Origin of the sequence: Spongiactinospora rosea, from assembly GCF_003315795.1 — a bacterium.
GTDB lineage: Bacteria > Actinomycetota > Actinomycetes > Streptosporangiales > Streptosporangiaceae > Spongiactinospora > Spongiactinospora rosea.
Map to the genome: position 1 here is coordinate 162,580 of NZ_QMEY01000008.1, position 16,127 is coordinate 178,706.

Below are 16,127 nucleotides of genomic sequence, written 5' to 3' on the forward strand. Positions count from 1 at the left end.
GGCTCATCCGCGCAGGTGGACTGGGAGGGTGGTGAGGCGGGTTCCCTGGATGCCGCCGAGTCCGGATTGGCGTAGGTCGGTGTGCGGGACGGCGAGGCGGGCGTGAGGGAAGTCGGTCAGTAGCACTTCGGCGACGGCTCGCAGTTCCACCAGGGCCAGGTGGGCGCCGGTGCAGTAGTGCGGGCCCGCGCCGAACGCGAGGCCGGGGCCGATCGTCCGGTCCGGGGCGGTGTTGATGCCCTGGATGTCGATGAGCAGGGGTGTCCGCGCGGGCAGGCGTACACCGGCCAGTTCGATCTCGGCGCTGGTGAACCGCCACAGGCTGAAGGGCGCCGGGGAGTGCTCGCGCAGGGTTTCGCGTACGAGGGCGTCCAGTCCGGCCGTGTCCGGCCTCGCGTCGTCGCGGCCGAGCAGGCGGGCGATCAGGAAGCCGAGCGACGGGTCGGTGGTGAGCTGACCCGCGTAGATCAACGTGAAGATCAGGTAGTGCAGGTCCGATTCGGTGATCTCACCGGGCACCCGGTCGCGCAGTTCGGCGGCCACGCCCTCCGCGCCCTCCTCCAGCGCGGCGGCGGCCAGTTCGCCGAACGCGGCCATCGCCCGCCCGATCTCCTCCGGATCGTCGGCGTACATCCCCCGGCACGCGGCGATGGCCTGATCGACGCGGTCCAGCGGTACGCCGAGCACGTCGCACACCACCGTCAGCGGGTACCGGATGGTGAAGTCGGCCACCAGGTCGGTCATCTCGCCCGCGTCGGCGCACGCGGTGAGCAGGTCGTGGGCGATCTGCCGGAACCGCTCGGCGTGGCCGCCCATCCGCCGGGCGGTGAACAGCGGCGCGTGCGCCTGGCGCAGCCGGGTGTGGGCCGGGCCATCCAGCGTGGTGAGCGAGACCTGATCGGCGGCGGCCGGTTCCAGGCCCGCCGTCCACCGGTCCCAGCCGGGCGGCGCCTGGGCGGGGTCCTTGACCACCTGCGGGTGGACGAGCACCTGTCGGGCGAGGACGTCATCGGTGATGATCCACACCGGTCCCCCGGCGGGAGCCTCGAACCGCACGATCGGCCCGGCGGCGCGCAGCGCGGCGCGGGCGGGGTGGGGTTCGTCAATGCCGCGTACGGCGGGGGCGAACGGGTCGGTGGTCATGGGGTCTCCTTTTCTGGGCGGGGCAGCAGGGACATCAGGGCGGCGGCGGTGCAATAGCAGGCGATCTGCCAGGGCAGGATCGTGGCGAGGGCGTCGGTGTAGGCGGCCGGGCCGGGGGGTGCGGTGTCCAGGCGGGCGAAGAACAGCGCGCCGAGTACGGCGACGCCGAGTGCGCCGCCGAGTTGGGTGACGGTGTTGAGCACGCCGCCCGCGGCTCCGGCGTCCTTTCCCGGCACCCCGGCGAGTACGACGTTGATCAGGGAGGGCGCGGTGAGCCCGAGGCCCGCGCCGCCCAGGAACAGCGGTACGGCCAGGGCCCACGAGGACGGCTCGCCGCCGCGTACCAGTACCAGCAGGACGACCTGGGACCCCGCCAGGACCAGCGCCCCGGAGGCCGGCAGCGCGCGGCCCGCGCGACCGGCGAGGGCCGCGCCCACCCCCGAGGTGAGGATGGACCCGATCGCGTACGGCAGGATCACCAGGCCGGTCTCCAGCGCGCCGCGCCCCGTACCGGCCTGGAGGTAGAGGGACAGCAGCAGGAAGAAGGACCCGAGCGCGCCGAAGAACAGCAGGCAGACCGCCAGCCCGGCACTGAAGGCGCGGACGCGCAGCAGCGCCGGGTCGAAGATCGGCTGCCCGCCGCGCGCGGCGCGCCGCCGTTCCACGGCGAGGAAGAGCGCGCCGACCGGGACGGCGCAGGCCAGGAGGGCGAACCCCCACCATGGCCAGCCCCAGTCGCGGCCCTGGACCAGGGGCAGGAGCAGCAGTACGGCGGCGAGCGCGGCGAGCGCCGCGCCGGGCAGGTCCAGCCGCGATCCGCCCGGCGCGCGTGACTCGGGCATGAACCGGCCGCCGACGGCCAGCGCGAGGACCGCGATCGGCAGGTTGACCCAGAAGATCGCCCGCCAGCCCAGTCCGAACGGGTCGGCCTCGACCAGGACGCCGCCGAGCAGCGGCCCGGCCACCGACGCCAGGCCCAGCACGGCTCCGTAGGCCCCGAGCGCCCGCGCCCGCGCGGCGGGCGCGAAAGAGGCCCGGATGACGCCGAACACCTGCGGGATCATCAGCCCACCGGCCAGCCCCTGGGCGATCCGCATGCCGATCAGCAGGTCGGGCGACGTGGCCAGCCCGCACCCCGCCGAGGCCAGCGCGAACGCGGCCAGCCCGAGCAGGAAGACCCGGCGCCGGCCGAACTGGTCGCCGATCCGGCCGCCGGTGATCAGGCCCGCGCCGATGGCGAGCGGGTATCCGGCGATCGTCCATTGCAGCGCGGCCTCTCCGGCGCGCAGGTCGGCGGCGATGGCGGGGGCCGCGACGCTGACGATGGTGGCGTCCAGGAGTTCCATGAAGGACGCGAGGAGGACCGCGGCGAGCACGAGGCCCGCCGCGCGCCCGGTCAACTGGGGCGGAGAGCTCGTATCAGTGGTGGTGGTCATGCTTGGAGTGCGCTCCTCGCATCGGTGCGGTAAAATTAGCTGCGCGACACAGTTACTGCGTCACGCAGCGACTATACCGGATATTTCGCTGCGCGACGCAGCGATCGGTTGGAGGGACGGCACCGTGGCGGCGACGAACGAGGACCGGGCGGCCCTGCTCGGCGAGCTGGTCACGCGTTCCATACCGGGCTGGGCGATCGCGGTCGTGCAGCTCAACAGCGCCGTCGCGAGCCGGCTGGGGGTCACCGACACCGACGTGCTGTGCCTGCACGTGCTCGACCGGTACGGCCCGGCCACCCCCGGCGTCCTGGCCAAGCGGGTCAACCTCACCACCGGATCGGCCTCGCGCATGATCGACCGGCTGGTGGCCGCCGGGTGCGTCCGCCGGGTGCCCGACCCCGCCGACCGCAGGCGGGTGCTCATCGAGCCCACCCAGGAGGGCCGGGACCGGGCCACGACCGCCTACGCCGGGCTGGTCGCCCGCACCCGCGAGGAACTGGCCGGGTACACCGACGAGGAGCTGCGCACGCTCGTGCGGTTCATGGCGGCGGCCGAGCGCGACACCGCCGCCGAGGCCCAGCTCTTCAAGTGAACCTTTTCGACCTCAGGTTCCAGAGGCGGCAGGCGAGCCGCCCTATCCGCATGACCTGGCGTCCAGTCGCGCCAGGCTCGGCCCGCGCCTGCGGCTTTTCCGTTCTGGACGCTCTCATTGAACCTTTTTCAACCTCAGATTCCCTGGTCAGAGGCGGTAAGCGAGATGCCGTATCCGCGTGACCAGGCATCCTGCCAGGACACCAGCCCCGGTCCGATCCCGGCGGAGGCACCCCTGACCTGGTCCAGGCGACCGGTTGAAAAAGGTTCATTGGGCATTCCTGTCGTCCAGATTTACAGGAATTGGCCGCTTTTCCCGGGAATTGACCGGAGATGGCGGAGGATCTGCGGTAAATCGGTCTGCGCCAGGGCTGCCGGTTCCCGGCTCCGGCCCGGCGGCGGCCCGGGTGCGATTCGCCGTCACCGCGCGCGGGTAGCGAAGTGATTGAGTCCCGCACGAGCGAACACAAGCGAAATCGTGATGAATGGCCGGCGCCGTCGCCGGGCGCGTCCGGCGGTCATGCGGACGACGGATGGCCGCAACCGGACCGGCCGGCACTGGCAGGTGATCGGCATGGGATTGTCCAGATACGAGCAGCGGGCGCTACGGGAGATCGAGCGCTGGTTCCACCGCACCGACCCCGACCTCGCCATCGCCATGTCCGACCTGCCGTCCGGCGCGGGCCCGCCCGGCGAGATCGCCCGCGACCAGGCCGGTGACGACGTGACCGGCCGGGAGCTGACGATGGTGGCGCTGGCCATGCTGGCGTTCGTCCTGCTGCTGACGGGCGTCACGGTGTACGCCTCGCGCCCCTCCTGCATCCCGCCGCGCAGCGGGCCGGGCGCCTCGGGCGCCACCCTGGCCCGGCCCGCCGAGTCCCCCGCCCCCCGCTACGCCATGGGCGGCCTCTGCCACCGCTGACCCCCTTCGCGACGGGCGGCATTGACGAAAGTCAACACCTCACCCCTGCGGCAGCAGCCTGCCGTTGCGGAACAGGTCCACGAAGAGCTGGTGGTCCTCGCGGGCGCGGACTCCGTAGGCGTGGGCGAAGTCCACCAGCAGCGCGGTGAACTCGGCGCGGTCGTCGCCGATGGCCGCCACGATGGCCTCCTCGGTGGAGAACGCGACCAGGTCGTGGCCGGAGTGGTCGTCGGCCACGGCGTGCATGCGGGCCACCGCGACGCCCAGGTCGCGCACGACCGAGCCGAACTCCTCGGGCTCGTTGACCTCGTCCCAGTCGAGGTCGGCGGAGTAGGGGGAGATCTCGGCGACCATCTGGCCGACGCCGTTCAGCTCGGTGTAGCCGAGCCAGGGGTCGGCGTACGCCTGGAGGGCCCGCTGGGACTCGGCGGTGCGGTGTCCCTGGTGGCGGAAGTAGGAGGTGACGCGCTCGTCGTCGATGTGCCGGGCGACGGCCGGGGTCTGCGCCTGCTTCATGTAGAGGATGACGTCGTTCTCAAGGGCCTGGGTGTGCCCTTCCAGCAGCAGGTTGTACGAGGGCAGGCCCGCCGAGCCGATGCCCACGCCGGTGCGCACCGCGACGTCCTTGATGGTGTGCTCCACGCCGGTCGATTCCGGGATCGTGGTCAGGTACGCGGCGAACGCCTCCTCCACCGCGCGCCGGGTCTCCTCCCCGACCGCCCGGCGGCCCTCCATGACGGCGAAGCGGCGGTCGTAGTTCTCGATCGTGGTCTCCACATCGAGCAGGGCCACCCGGGTGTTGAGCCGGGCGCGCTGCAGCACCCGGTGCAGCGCGCCGGACGTGGTGTCCAGGGTGAGCGAGCCGAGCGCGGTGTCACCGGACCCGCAGATGGCGGTCAGCTCGGCGAGGTAGGACCCAGCGAAGCCGGCCACCAGGTCGGTGATCGCCTCGTCCGACAGCGCCTTGGCGTACCCGATCAGCGCGAGGCTGGCCGCCAGCCGCTTGAGGTCCCAGGTGAACGGCCCGACGTACGCCTCGTCGAAGTCGTTGACATTGAAGACCAGCAGGCCCGAGGAGTTCATGTAGGTGCCGAAGTTCTCGGCGTGCAGGTCGCCGTGGATCCACACCCGCGAGGTCTTGCCGTCCAGGTAGGCGTCGTCGGCGAAGGCCCCGGTCATGTCGGCGTAGAACAGGCAGGCGCTGCCCCGGTAGAAGGCGAACGGCGAGGCCGCCATCTTGCGGAACTTGCGCCGGAAGGCGGCCGGGTCGCGCTGAATGGACGGCCCGAACTCGGTGGCGAGCACATCGCGGATGTGCCGGGAACGCTCCATGGCACGAACGCTATCCCAGCGGGAGACCGCGGTGATCGCCGGTTGCGCAGTCGTGATCTGAGCGGCCAATGCGGCAGATGGAAGGCGCAGGACGTCTGCGCGGCCGAGGCCACCGCCCTGACCTCCGCCGCCCCTGGCTACGAGGTGGCCTGCCACTTCCCTGAAGGGCCGTGACGTCACGCCATAGTTAGGTTAGGCTCGCCTTACTTAAAGCGAGGTTTCCGGAGGGCGTCATGACGAAGGTCGACGGCTCGGCCCTGGAGAGCGTGGCGGCGACCGCACTGTGGACGTTGCGCAACCGCGCCCTGGAGGCGGCACGCCCGAAGTCGCCCTTCTCCGATCCGCTGGCCGTCGAGGTCTACCAGGCCATCGACTACGACTACGCGAAGTTCGGGCGGCCCAGCCGGTCGCACCCGCTCCGGGCCATGGCGCTGGACCTCGCGATCCGCTCCCACCTGGACCGCCATCCGGGCGCGCCGGTGGTCGCGCTGGGCGAGGGCCTGCAGACCACGTACTGGCGGCTCGGCGAACCGCGGACCGGCTGGCTGTCGGTCGATCTGCCGCCGGTCATCGCGCTGCGCGAGCGGCTGCTGCCCGCCGGGCCGCACATCACCGGCGTCCCGGCGTCGGTGCTGGACCGGAGCTGGATGGACGCGGTGCCCGCCGGGGCCGAGCCGTTCATCTCGGCCGAGGGCCTGCTGATGTACCTGGAACCCGTCGAGGCGCTGGCGCTGATCGCCGACTGCGCCGCCCGCTTCCCCGGCGGCGCCTTCTTCTTCGACTCGATCCCGCCGTGGTTCCGGGACCGCACGCTGCGCGGATTCCACCTCACCGCCCGCTACACGGCCCCGCCGATGCCGTTCGCGCTGACGGTCTCCCAGGCGCTCCGGCTGCCGCGGGAGGTCCCGGGCGTGGCCGCGGCCCGCGACGTCCCGCTGCCCACCGGGCGCGGGCTGTGGCGGTACGGCTTCGTGAAGGCCCTCGCGGACCTGCCGCCGCTGCGCGAACGCCGGCCGTCCATCACCCTGCTCACCTTCGCCCGCCCGGCGGGCTGACCGCTCAGGCGATTCCCACGAACCACCACAGCAGGGTCGCGCCGACCACCGCGACCGCCACCAGGCTCGGCCACAGGCGCTGCCCGCGCGACCACCGGGCGCTCAGCGGCAGCGCCGCGCACAGCGGCACGACGTAACCGGCCATGCCCGCGGGCACGCCCGCCGCGAGCACGGTCTCGTTCGCCGCCACCACGTCGTACAGGCCGTACCCCAGCAGGCCCAGGAAGGAGAGCCCGGCGACCCCGGCGAGCAGCAGCCGGACCGAGCGCCACCCCGACCAGCGCCGGACCGCCGCCACGACCTGGACCAGCGACACGACCGCGAGGGCGGCCAGGAGCGCGAGCCACCACCACTCGCCCCCGGCCAGCATCCGGTACGGCATCGCCGTCGGCAGCAGCTCACCCGGCGCGGCGATCCGGTACGGCGGCTCGCCCGGATCGCACGGGACGGCGGCCGAGGCCGGGTCCGCCACGAACGCCGAGATCGTCGTCCGCCCGCAGAAGCTGGACAGGAACACCGCGTGCCCCACCCCGGCGAACTCGGTGAACCGGGCGTGCGGCAGCCGCTCCGCCGCGGGGCGGGCCGTACGGCCCGGGGTCGTCGGGTCCAGCGCCCCGCCGGCCACCAGCACGGGCGCGCCGGTGCTCGCCGCCTTGCCCGCCGAGTACGGCAGCCGCCACGCGTCGCACACCGCCCGGTCCACGACCGTGGTGAACAGCCGCGCGGGCCGTTCGCGGGCCGCCGGGTCCACCTCGTCCTGGCACTGCACCGCGTGGTAGAGCCCGAGGGCCCGGGAGGTGAGGGCCGGTCCGGCGGCGTCGGCCAGCGCGCCGAGCAGTTCGTCCCGGCCGCCCGCCAGGGCGTCGATGATCGTGGGCGCGACCGGGACGAAGTCCACCTCGTGCAGCGCCTCGGCGAGGATGGTCATGAGGTCCTGGCCGGTCAGCCGTACCGTGAGCGGGCCGCCGGTGAGCGGGTCGGTGGTGGTCACGCTCGCGGGGCGCGCGTCGTACCGGGCGACCATCGCGGCGAACCTCCCCGGCAGATCGGCCCACCCGAGGCCGCGCAGGGTGGCGTCCAGGTTGGCCTCGGCGTCGCCGTACCAGTCGACCTCGGCGGGCAGGAACGAGTCCAGCACCACCGAGCGCACGCCCCCGGGGTCGGCCGCCGCCGCTGCCAGCATGGAACGGGTGGAGTAGCTGACCCCGAACAGGTTCCACCTGGCGTAGCCGAGCGCGCGGCGCAGGTCGGCCACGTCGGCGGCGATCTCCGCCGTGGTGTAGCCGCGCAGGTCCACGCCCTGGCGGGCCAGCCGGTCCCGGCAGGCGGTCGCGCCCCTGGCGATCCCGGCCGTGTCGTTCCGCATCGGTCCGGGGCGGGCCAGCCCGTCGAGCACGCCCCTTGCGATCTCCGGGCACTCCAGCGCGGGCTCGGACCACCGGCTGCCGCGCTGCTCGATCGTCACCACGTCGCGGTCGCGGCCGAGGATCATCTCCGACAGGTAGCCCGTGAGCTGGATCGATCCAGAGCCGGGCCCGCCGCTGGTGTAGACGACAGGGTCGGGCTTGCGGTCGGTGGCGGCCGAGCGGTGTACCGCGAAACCGACCTTGATCGTCCGGCTGCCGGGCACGTCCCGCCGTTCGGGGACGATCAGGAAGCCGCATCGCGTACCGGCGGGCACCTGGACCGGGCACGCCCGGTCCTCGATCGCTCGCGAAGGAGCTGTGGCGGACGCGGGCGCGGCGGTGAGGAACATGACGGCCATGAGCAGGGCGGCGATCAGGGCCCGTGGGGGGATCACAACGCCACAGGCTAGCGATCAGCCCCCGGCACGGCGACGCTCAGGCCGCGCTGGTGCCTGATGCGTGGTGGAATGACCGGTTTCGTGGGATGATGCCGGAAAGGCGAGCGCGGACGAGGAAGCCGGTGCGAATCCGGCGCGGTCCCGCCACTGTGATCGGCGAGCGAGTTCCCATGACGCCACTGCCCCCGCCCGGGGTGGGAAGGCGGGAACGAGCCTCGACCCGAGAGCCAGGAGACTCACGCGGTCGCCTCCTCGATGAACTGGGGCGGATCTCCCCGGAGAGGAGTGGCCGGATGGCCGATGGGCCGGTGGGCGCGCCGCGTGGCGGTGACGTGTCCTTAGCGAGCCCGCGTCCGCCCGGCGGCGAGCGGCGTGGTCCGTCGTGTCGTCTCTCTGATCCCGGTGGTTCCGTCCCGCTGTGCAGATTCCGGGAGAGGAACCCTCCATGCCGGGCAGACGCCCCAAGTCCCTGCCGTTCGTCCTGTTCGCCGCCTGTGCCGTGCTGCTGGCGGGCTGTGGGGGCGCGCCCGCCGACGTCGGGGCGGCCGCGCGGGCCCCGGTACCGGCCGGATTCCCGATCACCGTCGACAACTGCGGCGTGCGGACGACCTACGAGCGCCCGCCCCGGCGGGCGGTGTCGCTGAACCAGCACGCCACGGAGGTGCTGCTGGCCCTCGGGCTCGCGCAGTCCATGATCGGCACCGGCTACCTGGACGACCGGGTGCTGCCCGAGTACCAGGCCGCGTACGACGGCGTGAAGGTGCTGTCGGAGAAGTACCCGTCCTTCGAGGCGCTGCTGACCGAGGAGCCCGACTTCGTGTACGGCGGCTTCGCCAGCACCTTCGACGCGAAGGAGGGCCGGAGCAGGGACGCCCTGGGCAAGGCCGGGATCGACACCTATCTCAACATCGAGGAGTGCGCCACCGGCCCGGTGACGATGGCCATGATGGACCAGGAGATCCGCAACGTCGCCCGGATCTTCGGCGTGCCCGGCCGCGCGGAGCCGCTGCTCACCCGGCTGCACGCGACCCTCGGCGGGGTGAGGGACCGGCTGGCCGGGGTCGCCCCGGTCAGGCTGTTCGTCTACGACAGCGGCGACAAGACGGCGTTCACGGCGGGCGGGCGCGGGGTCGGCAACGAGATCGTCAAGCTGGCCGGGGCCCAGAACGTGTTCTCGGACGTCGCCAAGGCGTGGGGCGACGTGTCGTTCGAGCAGGTGGCCGAGCGCGCGCCGGACTGGATCGTGATCTACGACTACGGCGCGCAGCCGGTGGCCGACAAGAAGCGGTTCCTGCTGTCGAACCCGGCCCTTGCGGACGTCCCGGCGATCAAGGAGCGGCGGTTCGCGGTGCTGCCGCTGTCGTCGGTGGTGCTGGGGGTGCGCGCGCCGGCCGCCGTCGAGTCGCTGGCCCGCCAGATCCACCCCGAACGGTTCCGGTGAGCCCCCGCGTGGCGCTGCTCGGCCGGACGGCGGCGAAACCGCTGCTCGGACGCCGCCCCGGGCTGCCGTATCCGCTGGTGATCGGGCTGCTGGCGGCGCTGCTGTGCGCGGCGGTGACGGCCGGGATCGCGGCCGGGTCGATCGCGCTGCCCCCCGGGCAGGTGTGGGGCATCCTGGCGCACCGGATCCATCCCGTGCTGGCCGAGCCGACGTGGCCGGTCGTCCGGGAGACCATCGTGATGGACGTACGGCTGCCACGGGTGCTGCTCTGCGCGGTGGTCGGGGCGGGCCTTTCGGTGTGCGGGATGGCGTTGCAGGCGCTGGTCCGCAACCCGCTGGCCGATCCGATGCTGCTCGGCGTGTCCTCGGGGGCGACCGTCGGGGCGGTGTGCGTGGTGGTGTTCGGCGTGACCGTGTTCGGGGCGTTCTCGCTGCCGGTGGCCGCGTTCGCCGGGGCGCTGGCCGCGCTGGTCGCGGTCTACCTGCTGGCCAGGTCGGGCGGCCGGATGACCACGGTACGGCTGGTGCTGGCGGGGGTGGCCACGGCCGAGGTGCTGTCGGCGGTGGCCGGGTTCCTGGTGGTGACCTCCGGCGACCCGCACAAGACGCAGTCGGCGCTGCGCTGGATGCTGGGCGGGCTGGCGGGCACGACCTGGCCGGTGGTGTGGGTCCCGGCCGGGGCCGTCGTCCTGGGCACCGCCGTACTGCTCGGCGTCTCCCGGCCGCTGAACCTGCTGCTCGCCGGGGAGGAGGCCGCCACCGCGCTGGGGCTGGACGTGCACCGGTTTCGGGCGGCGCTGTTCGTGCTGGTGGCCGTGATGATCGGGACGATCGTCGCGGTCAGCGGGTCGATCGGGTTCGTCGGGCTGATCATGCCGCACGTGGTGCGGCTGCTGATCGGGGCCGACCACCGGCGGGCGCTCCCGGCCACGGCGCTGCTCGGGGCGTCGTTCCTGATCGCGGCCGACCTGTTCGCGCGGACGCTGATCACCCCCGAGGAGATCCCGGTGGGGATCATCACGGCCCTGGTCGGCGGGCCGTTCTTCCTGTGGCTGATGCGGAGGCGATCGAGGTGACGGCGCAGGCGGCGGCGCTGGCCGTACAGGACGTGTGGGTGCGCGCGGGCGGCCGGGACCTCGTGCGCGGGGTGTCACTGGAGGTCGCGCCCGGCGAGGTACTGGGGCTGGCCGGGCCGAACGGCGCGGGCAAGACCACCCTGCTGCGCACCCTCTACCGGGCCCGCCGTCCGTCCTCCGGGCGGGTGCTGCTGGACGGGCACGACGTGTGGCGGATGCCCGGCCCCTGGCTGGCCCGCCGGATGGCGGCGGTCCTCCAGGAGACGGCCGGGGACTTCGACCTGACCGTCTACGACGTCGTGGCCATGGGCCGCACCCCGCACAAACGCGCCTTCGACGGCGACGACGCCGCCGACCGGGCGATCATCGCCGCCGCGCTGGACCGGCTGGACGTGACCGGGCTGGCGTACGCGCCCTTCGACCGGCTGTCCGGCGGGGAGAGGCAGCGGGTGCTGATCGCGCGGGCGCTGGCCCAGCAGCCGGGGACGATGGTCCTGGACGAACCGACCAACCACCTGGACCTTCGCCACCAGCTCGACGCGCTTGCGCTGGTGCGCGGGCTCGGGGTCACCGCCGTCGTCGCGCTGCACGACCTCAACCTGGCCGCCGCGTTCTGCGACCGGATCTGCGTGATGGACGCTGGCGCGGTCGTGGCGCTGGGCGCCCCCCGCGAGGTACTGACCCCCGCCCTGTTCACCGACGTCTACCGCGTCAATGCCGACGTCACCGCGCACCCGGAGACCGGCGTCCCCCAGGTCACCTTGCGCACCGGACACCGCGACCCCGCGATCTGAGATCGGAGTGTCATCGGCATGGAATCCCTGCGCGCGGCCCTGGCGGATGTGGCCGGATACGGGACGTTCTTCGCCCTCCGGCTCGGCGGCGACGACGCCGGCTGGCACAACGTGCGCGAGGACTACGCGCGCGGGTTCGCCGACCTGGTGGCGGCCACCGCCGCCAGGTACGACACGCGCGAGTTGCGCGTCGGCGCGTCGATCGCGCAGCTCGGGCACGCCGCCCGGCTGTGGTCGCCGGTGCTCGGCACGGCGCTCGCGCACGGCGTGGTCCCCGACCTGAGCCGCCTGGACCGCGCCGACGACGGGCCCGCGCTGCGCCTGCCGGTCCTCGCCCGCCGCCCGGCCGGACCTCCGGAACAGGCCGCGGACCTGCTGTACGACATGGTCGTGCGCGACCACCTGGAGCCGCTGGCGGCGGGCCTGCGGGTCAAGGTCGCCCCCGGGCTGCTGTACGGCAACGCCGCCTCCGCCCTGGCCGAGGCGGCCCGCGCCGTGGTGGCCGCCCGCCCGGACCTCACCGCCCCCGCGACCCGGCTGACCACCGCCCTGCTGGCCCGCGGCGGGCTGGCCGGGAAGGGCGTGATCACCACACCGGGGCTGGACTTCCGGCGGACCACCTGCTGCCTCTACTACCGGGCGCCCGGCGGAACCAAGTGCGGCGACTGCGCGCTGCCCGGCGAACCGGCGCTCAGGCGACCTCGGCCGGGCGCAGCACGCCGCCGACCACCAGCAGGATCTGCTCGGTGAGCTGCTCGGGCTTGATCGGGCCCTTGGGGTCGTACCAGCGGTAGATGTCGGTGAGCATGGTGACGATCAGGTTGGCCGCGATGCCCGGGTCCAGGCCCGCGGCCAGGGCGGATTCGTCGAGGACACTCTCCAGCAGGTCGCGGAAGTCGGTGGTGGTCCGGTGCGCCCACTGCCGGAAGCGCCGGTGCACGGCCGGGGACAGCTCGCTCTGCTCGCTGAACAGGATGGAGTAGAACGTGCGGTTGACGATCGCCGAGGTCACGTGGGTGTTGATCACCGCGCGCAGCCGGTCGTGCGGGGTCAGGCCGGTCTCGCGGTCGGCCCGGAGCCGGGCGTCGTGGTCGTCGAGCAGGTCGCGCACGATGCGGTCGAGCAGCCAGCGCTTGCTCTTGGCGTAGGAGTAGACGGTCGGCCGGGAGATGCCCGCCGCGTCGGCGATGTCGTCGATGGTGGTGTTGCGGTAGCCCTTGGCGCGGAAGACCTTGGCCGCCGCGCGGATCAGCGCGCCCTCGTCGGTCGCCCGGGCTCTCGCCATCACCGCTCCTCACCTTGGTCCCGTCGCGGGGGCCAGCATAGCTAACTGCCCGGTCAGTATGCCCCGGCGGTCTAGAAACTTAACTAGCCAGTCAGTATTGTTACGAATGCCGTACCACTGGAGGGAGCACGTCGATGCCGTTCACGTTCACGTCGGAGCACGCGGAGTTCGAGCGGGCCGTCGCGGACATCGCGCGCAAGGAGTTCTACGACGGCTACCTTGCCCGCGCCACGTCCGACGAGCCGTGCCGGGCGGAGGTGGCCAAGCTCGGCGAGGCCGGCCTGCTCGGGCTGGGGCTGCCGGAGGCCGCGGGGGGCCAGGGCGCCGACCCGATCAGCGTGGGGATCGCCGTCGAGCAACTGGCCAGGGCCGACATCGCGCTGGCCAGCCTGGTGGCGCAGACCTCCGCGCTGCCGTCCTGCCTGTGGGACGGCCTGCCGCGCCACGTCGGCGAGCCGGTGCTCAGGTCGCTGATCAGCGGCCAGAGCGTGATGGCGCTCGCGCTGACCGAGCCCGGCGGCGGCTCGGACCTCACCGGCATGTCGGTCACCGCCCGCCCCGCCGACGGCGGCTACCGGCTGTTCGGCGAGAAGACCTCGGTGACCCTCGGCATGTGGGCCGAGCACGCCATCGTCGTGGCCCGCGCCGAGGGCGACGGCCCCAAGACCCGGCGTTTCCTCGTCCCCCTGGGCGGGCCGGACATCGCGCGGCAGCAGTTCCAGGACCCGGGCTTCCGCCCGCTGGGCCGGGCCGCGCTCGGCTTCGACGGCACGTTCGTCCCGGCCGACCACGAGATCGGCGGCCCCCGCAGCGGCCTGTCGGCGCAGCTCGCCGACCTCGACTTCATGCGGACCCTGATCGGGCTGATGTGCGTGGGCCTGGCCCGCCGGGCGATGGACGAGACCGTCGAGTGGGTGCGGCGGCGCGAGGCGTTCGGGGTGCCCATCGCCCGGCACCAGGGCGTGTCGTTCACGCTGGCCGAGCACGAGACCCGGCTGGAGGCCGCCCGCCTGCTGTCCTACCGCAGCCTGGCGCTGCGGGCGGCCGGTGAGCGGCACAGCCGCGAGGCGTCCATGTGCAAGTGGTGGGCCCCGCAGCTGGCCGTCCAGGCGGTCAACGACTGCATCGTGATCCACGGGCACACCGGCTGGTCCAACGAGATGCCGCTCCAGCAGTTGCTGCTGGACGTGAGCGGCCTCCAGATCGGCGACGGCACGCCGCAGATCCAGAAGCTGGTCATCGCCCGGGAGCTGATCGGACGGGAGTACACCGGCTAGCGAGCCGGTGTACCCGTTCAGCCCAGCCAGTCGCGGACGATCTCCTCGGCGTCCTGGCCCGGCAGGCACGGCCCGCGGCGCACCGATCCCGGCGTACGGGAGAAGCGCGGCGCGGGCGCGGGCTGGGTGACGCCGTCGACGTCGATGAACGTCTCCCGCTCCGCCAGGTGCGGATGCCGGGCCGCCTCCCGCATCCCGAGCACCGGGGCCACGCAGGCGTCGCCGTCCGCGAAGACCTCCACCCACTCATCGCGGGTGCGGGTGGCGAACGCGGCCGAGATCCGCGAACGCAGCTCCGGCCAGGTCGCCGGGTCCAGGTGGTTCAGGTGGCCGGCGTCGCCCAGGCCGAGGCGCGCCGCGAACTCCCGGAAGAACGCCGGTTCCAGCGCGCCGACGGCCATGTACTCGCCGTCCGAGGTGGCGTGGACGCCGTAGAAGGGGGCCGCCCCGTCGCCGAGGTTGACGCCCCGCTCGTCCCGCCACGCACCCGCCGCGAGCAGGCTGTGGAACATCGTCATCAGGTGCGCCGCGCTGTCCACGATCGCGGCGTCCACGACCTGGCCGCGCCCGCTGACCTGCGCCTCACGCAGGGCGGCGAGCAGCCCCACGGCCAGGTAGACGCCTCCGGCGAAATCGCCCACCAGACCCAGCGGGATCTGCGGCGGCCCGCCCTCGGGCCCGATGGCGTGCAGCGGACCGGACAGCGCGATGTAGTCGATGTCGTGACCGGCGGTGCGGGCCAGCGGCCCCCGCTGTCCCCAGCCCGTCATCCGCCCGTACACCAGGCCCGGACGCCTGCTCAGGCAGACGTCCGGGCCGATGCCGAGCCGTTCGGCCACTCCTGGCCGGAACCCCTCGAACATCACGTCGGCCCGTTCGGCGAGGGCCAGCGTCAGTTCGACGCCGGCCGGCTCGCCGAGGTCCGCCACGATGGACCGCTTGCCGCGGTTGAGCAGATCCAGCCCGGCGGGGACGAACCCGAAGCCCCCGCCGGGCCGGTCCACCCGGACCACGTCGGCACCCAGGTCGGCCAGCAGCATCCCGCAGAACGGCCCGGGGCCCAGCCCGGCGATCTCCAGCACCCGCATACCGCCGAGCGGTCCGTGGACGGAAGTAGTGGTCACAGCGCGAAGCCACCGCCGCACACCAGCGTCTGGCCGCTGACGTAGTCGGACTCCGGCGCGCACAGCAGGTACACCGCGCCCGCCGCCTCCTGCGGCGTGCCCGCCCGGCCGAGCGGGATCATGGTCCGCATCGCCTCCAGCAGCTCGGGGTTGACTCCGACCTTGATCTGCCGGCCTTCGACGGTGATGGTCCCCTCCCCCGCGCTCACGTCGGTCATCCGGGTCTTGATCCAGCCGAAGGCCACCGAGTTGACGGTGACGTTGTAGCGGCCCCACTCCTTGGCGAGGGTCTTGGTCAGCCCGGTCACCCCGGCCTTGGCCGCGGCGTAGTTGGCCTGCCCGGGGTTGCCGCTGAGCCCGGCCACCGAGGAGATGTTGACGACCTTGCGGCAGGGCACCGGCTCCCCCGCCGCGCGGGCGGCCTTCACCGCGGCGGCGATCACCGGCTGCGCGGCCCGCAGGATGCGGAACGGGGCCTTGAGGTGGACGTCGAGGATGGCGTCCCACTGCTCGTCGGTCATCTTCTGGATGACCGTGTCCCAGGTGTAGCCCGCGTTGTTGACCACGATGTCCAGGCCGCCGAAGCCGTTCACCGCGGTCTGGACGAACCGCTCGGCGAAGCCCTCCTCGACCACGCTGCCCGCGCAGGCGAGCGCCCTGCCGCCGTCGGCCTCGATGATCTCGACGGTCTCCTTGGCCGGTCCCTCGTCCAGGTCGTTGACGACGACGGCGGCCCCGTCGGCGGCCAGTTTGCGGGCGACCTCACGGCCGATGCCCCGGCCTGAGCCGGTGACGACGGCGACCTTGTTGTCCAGCTTTCCCATGGGCTTGCGGCGTCCTTTCTGAA

16 protein-coding genes and 1 riboswitch are annotated in these 16,127 nt (G+C 73.2%); of the genes, 9 read left to right on the forward strand and 7 right to left on the reverse strand.

From position 1 onward, the window contains the following. Positions 1-3 precede the first annotated feature (3 nt). Both DP939_RS20500 and DP939_RS20505 read right to left on the reverse strand, forming a co-directional pair. A complete protein-coding gene (locus tag DP939_RS20500; protein WP_113982340.1) occupies positions 4-1,143 on the reverse strand; it encodes a cytochrome P450 family protein in 1,140 nt (379 codons plus the stop codon). Further along, a complete protein-coding gene (locus DP939_RS20505; protein ID WP_113982341.1) occupies positions 1,140-2,579 on the reverse strand; it encodes an MFS transporter in 1,440 nt (479 codons plus the stop codon). The genes DP939_RS20500 and DP939_RS20505 overlap by 4 nt, the downstream gene beginning before the upstream one ends. 124 nt (positions 2,580-2,703) lie before the next feature. Between DP939_RS20505 and DP939_RS20510 the strand changes: the two genes are divergently transcribed. Both DP939_RS20510 and DP939_RS20515 read left to right on the forward strand, forming a co-directional pair. Then, positions 2,704-3,171, forward strand: coding sequence for a MarR family winged helix-turn-helix transcriptional regulator (locus DP939_RS20510; protein ID WP_225878393.1), 468 nt, complete (start codon positions 2,704-2,706; stop codon positions 3,169-3,171). Positions 3,172-3,744: 573 nt separating this feature from the next. Next, on the forward strand, positions 3,745-4,092 hold the full coding sequence (locus tag DP939_RS20515; RefSeq protein WP_158578629.1) for a DUF3040 domain-containing protein: 348 nt from the start codon (positions 3,745-3,747) through the stop codon (positions 4,090-4,092). A 39-nt stretch (positions 4,093-4,131) separates the two neighbouring features. On the opposite strand, the gene DP939_RS20520 is transcribed toward DP939_RS20515, so the two are convergent. Next, positions 4,132-5,424, reverse strand: coding sequence for a DUF2252 domain-containing protein (locus tag DP939_RS20520; RefSeq protein ID WP_113982344.1), 1,293 nt, complete (start codon positions 5,422-5,424; stop codon positions 4,132-4,134). Positions 5,425-5,466: 42 nt separating this feature from the next. Here DP939_RS20520 and DP939_RS48750 point away from each other — a divergent pair, with 42 nt between their 5' ends. Together DP939_RS48750 and DP939_RS20525 are read left to right on the forward strand one after the other, a co-directional pair. Continuing rightward, a complete protein-coding gene (locus DP939_RS48750; RefSeq protein ID WP_263972334.1) occupies positions 5,467-5,598 on the forward strand; it encodes a hypothetical protein in 132 nt (43 codons plus the stop codon). Positions 5,599-5,657: 59 nt separating this feature from the next. Further along, positions 5,658-6,479, forward strand: coding sequence for a class I SAM-dependent methyltransferase (locus DP939_RS20525; protein WP_113982345.1), 822 nt, complete (start codon positions 5,658-5,660; stop codon positions 6,477-6,479). Positions 6,480-6,483: 4 nt separating this feature from the next. Here the strand turns inward: DP939_RS20525 and DP939_RS20530 are convergent, their stop codons facing one another. Then, positions 6,484-8,280 (reverse strand): alpha/beta fold hydrolase, encoded by a 1,797-nt coding sequence (locus tag DP939_RS20530; protein ID WP_113982346.1) that lies wholly within the window; start codon positions 8,278-8,280, stop codon positions 6,484-6,486. 60 nt (positions 8,281-8,340) lie between these two features. After that, positions 8,341-8,542, forward strand: a riboswitch (cobalamin riboswitch). Between the two features lie 186 nt (positions 8,543-8,728). Between DP939_RS20530 and DP939_RS20535 the strand changes: the two genes are divergently transcribed. The 4 genes from DP939_RS20535 to DP939_RS48755 are packed head-to-tail and all read left to right on the forward strand — an operon-like array spanning position 8,729 to position 12,344. Then, the gene (locus DP939_RS20535; protein ID WP_113982347.1) at positions 8,729-9,724 is read left to right on the forward strand and encodes an ABC transporter substrate-binding protein; all 996 of its coding nucleotides are present in this window, start codon (positions 8,729-8,731) and stop codon (positions 9,722-9,724) included. After that, positions 9,721-10,800 (forward strand): FecCD family ABC transporter permease, encoded by a 1,080-nt coding sequence (locus tag DP939_RS20540; RefSeq protein ID WP_318656297.1) that lies wholly within the window; start codon positions 9,721-9,723, stop codon positions 10,798-10,800. The genes DP939_RS20535 and DP939_RS20540 overlap by 4 nt, the downstream gene beginning before the upstream one ends. Beyond that, complete coding sequence (locus DP939_RS20545; protein ID WP_225878394.1) at positions 10,773-11,594, forward strand: ABC transporter ATP-binding protein; 822 nt, start codon at positions 10,773-10,775, stop codon at positions 11,592-11,594. Before DP939_RS20540 ends, DP939_RS20545 begins: the two co-directional genes overlap by 28 nt. Positions 11,595-11,612: 18 nt before the next feature. Then, positions 11,613-12,344 (forward strand): (2Fe-2S)-binding protein, encoded by a 732-nt coding sequence (locus tag DP939_RS48755; protein WP_113982348.1) that lies wholly within the window; start codon positions 11,613-11,615, stop codon positions 12,342-12,344. Here DP939_RS48755 and DP939_RS20555 read toward each other — a convergent pair. After that, positions 12,286-12,879, reverse strand: coding sequence for a TetR/AcrR family transcriptional regulator (locus DP939_RS20555; RefSeq protein ID WP_113982349.1), 594 nt, complete (start codon positions 12,877-12,879; stop codon positions 12,286-12,288). The two genes, DP939_RS48755 and DP939_RS20555, sit on opposite strands and share 59 nt — an antisense overlap. A gap of 134 nt (positions 12,880-13,013) precedes the next feature. Between DP939_RS20555 and DP939_RS20560 the strand changes: the two genes are divergently transcribed. Further along, entirely contained in the window at positions 13,014-14,156 is a 1,143-nt protein-coding gene (locus DP939_RS20560; protein WP_113982350.1) for an acyl-CoA dehydrogenase family protein, read from the forward strand. Between the two features lie 17 nt (positions 14,157-14,173). Here the strand turns inward: DP939_RS20560 and DP939_RS20565 are convergent, their stop codons facing one another. After that, on the reverse strand, positions 14,174-15,280 hold the full coding sequence (locus tag DP939_RS20565; protein ID WP_318656298.1) for a CaiB/BaiF CoA transferase family protein: 1,107 nt from the start codon (positions 15,278-15,280) through the stop codon (positions 14,174-14,176). Further along, entirely contained in the window at positions 15,277-16,104 is an 828-nt protein-coding gene (locus tag DP939_RS20570; RefSeq protein ID WP_113982352.1) for an SDR family NAD(P)-dependent oxidoreductase, read from the reverse strand. Before DP939_RS20570 ends, DP939_RS20565 begins: the two co-directional genes overlap by 4 nt. Between the last annotated feature and the right edge of the window lie 23 nt (positions 16,105-16,127).

Bases quoted from the DNA above. Each gene is read 5' to 3' on its own strand.
- DP939_RS20500 (WP_113982340.1), bottom strand. From the start codon at position 1,143: ATGACCACCGACCCGTTCGCCCCCGCCGTACGCGGCATTGACGAACCC.
- DP939_RS20505 (WP_113982341.1), bottom strand. From the start codon at position 2,579: ATGACCACCACCACTGATACGAGCTCTCCGCCCCAGTTGACCGGGCGC.
- DP939_RS20515 (WP_158578629.1), top strand. From the start codon at position 3,745: ATGGGATTGTCCAGATACGAGCAGCGGGCGCTACGGGAGATCGAGCGC.
- DP939_RS20520 (WP_113982344.1), bottom strand. From the start codon at position 5,424: ATGGAGCGTTCCCGGCACATCCGCGATGTGCTCGCCACCGAGTTCGGG.
- DP939_RS20525 (WP_113982345.1), top strand. From the start codon at position 5,658: ATGACGAAGGTCGACGGCTCGGCCCTGGAGAGCGTGGCGGCGACCGCA.
- DP939_RS20535 (WP_113982347.1), top strand. From the start codon at position 8,729: ATGCCGGGCAGACGCCCCAAGTCCCTGCCGTTCGTCCTGTTCGCCGCC.
- DP939_RS48755 (WP_113982348.1), top strand. From the start codon at position 11,613: ATGGAATCCCTGCGCGCGGCCCTGGCGGATGTGGCCGGATACGGGACG.
- DP939_RS20555 (WP_113982349.1), bottom strand. From the start codon at position 12,879: ATGGCGAGAGCCCGGGCGACCGACGAGGGCGCGCTGATCCGCGCGGCG.
- DP939_RS20560 (WP_113982350.1), top strand. From the start codon at position 13,014: ATGCCGTTCACGTTCACGTCGGAGCACGCGGAGTTCGAGCGGGCCGTC.
- DP939_RS20570 (WP_113982352.1), bottom strand. From the start codon at position 16,104: ATGGGAAAGCTGGACAACAAGGTCGCCGTCGTCACCGGCTCAGGCCGG.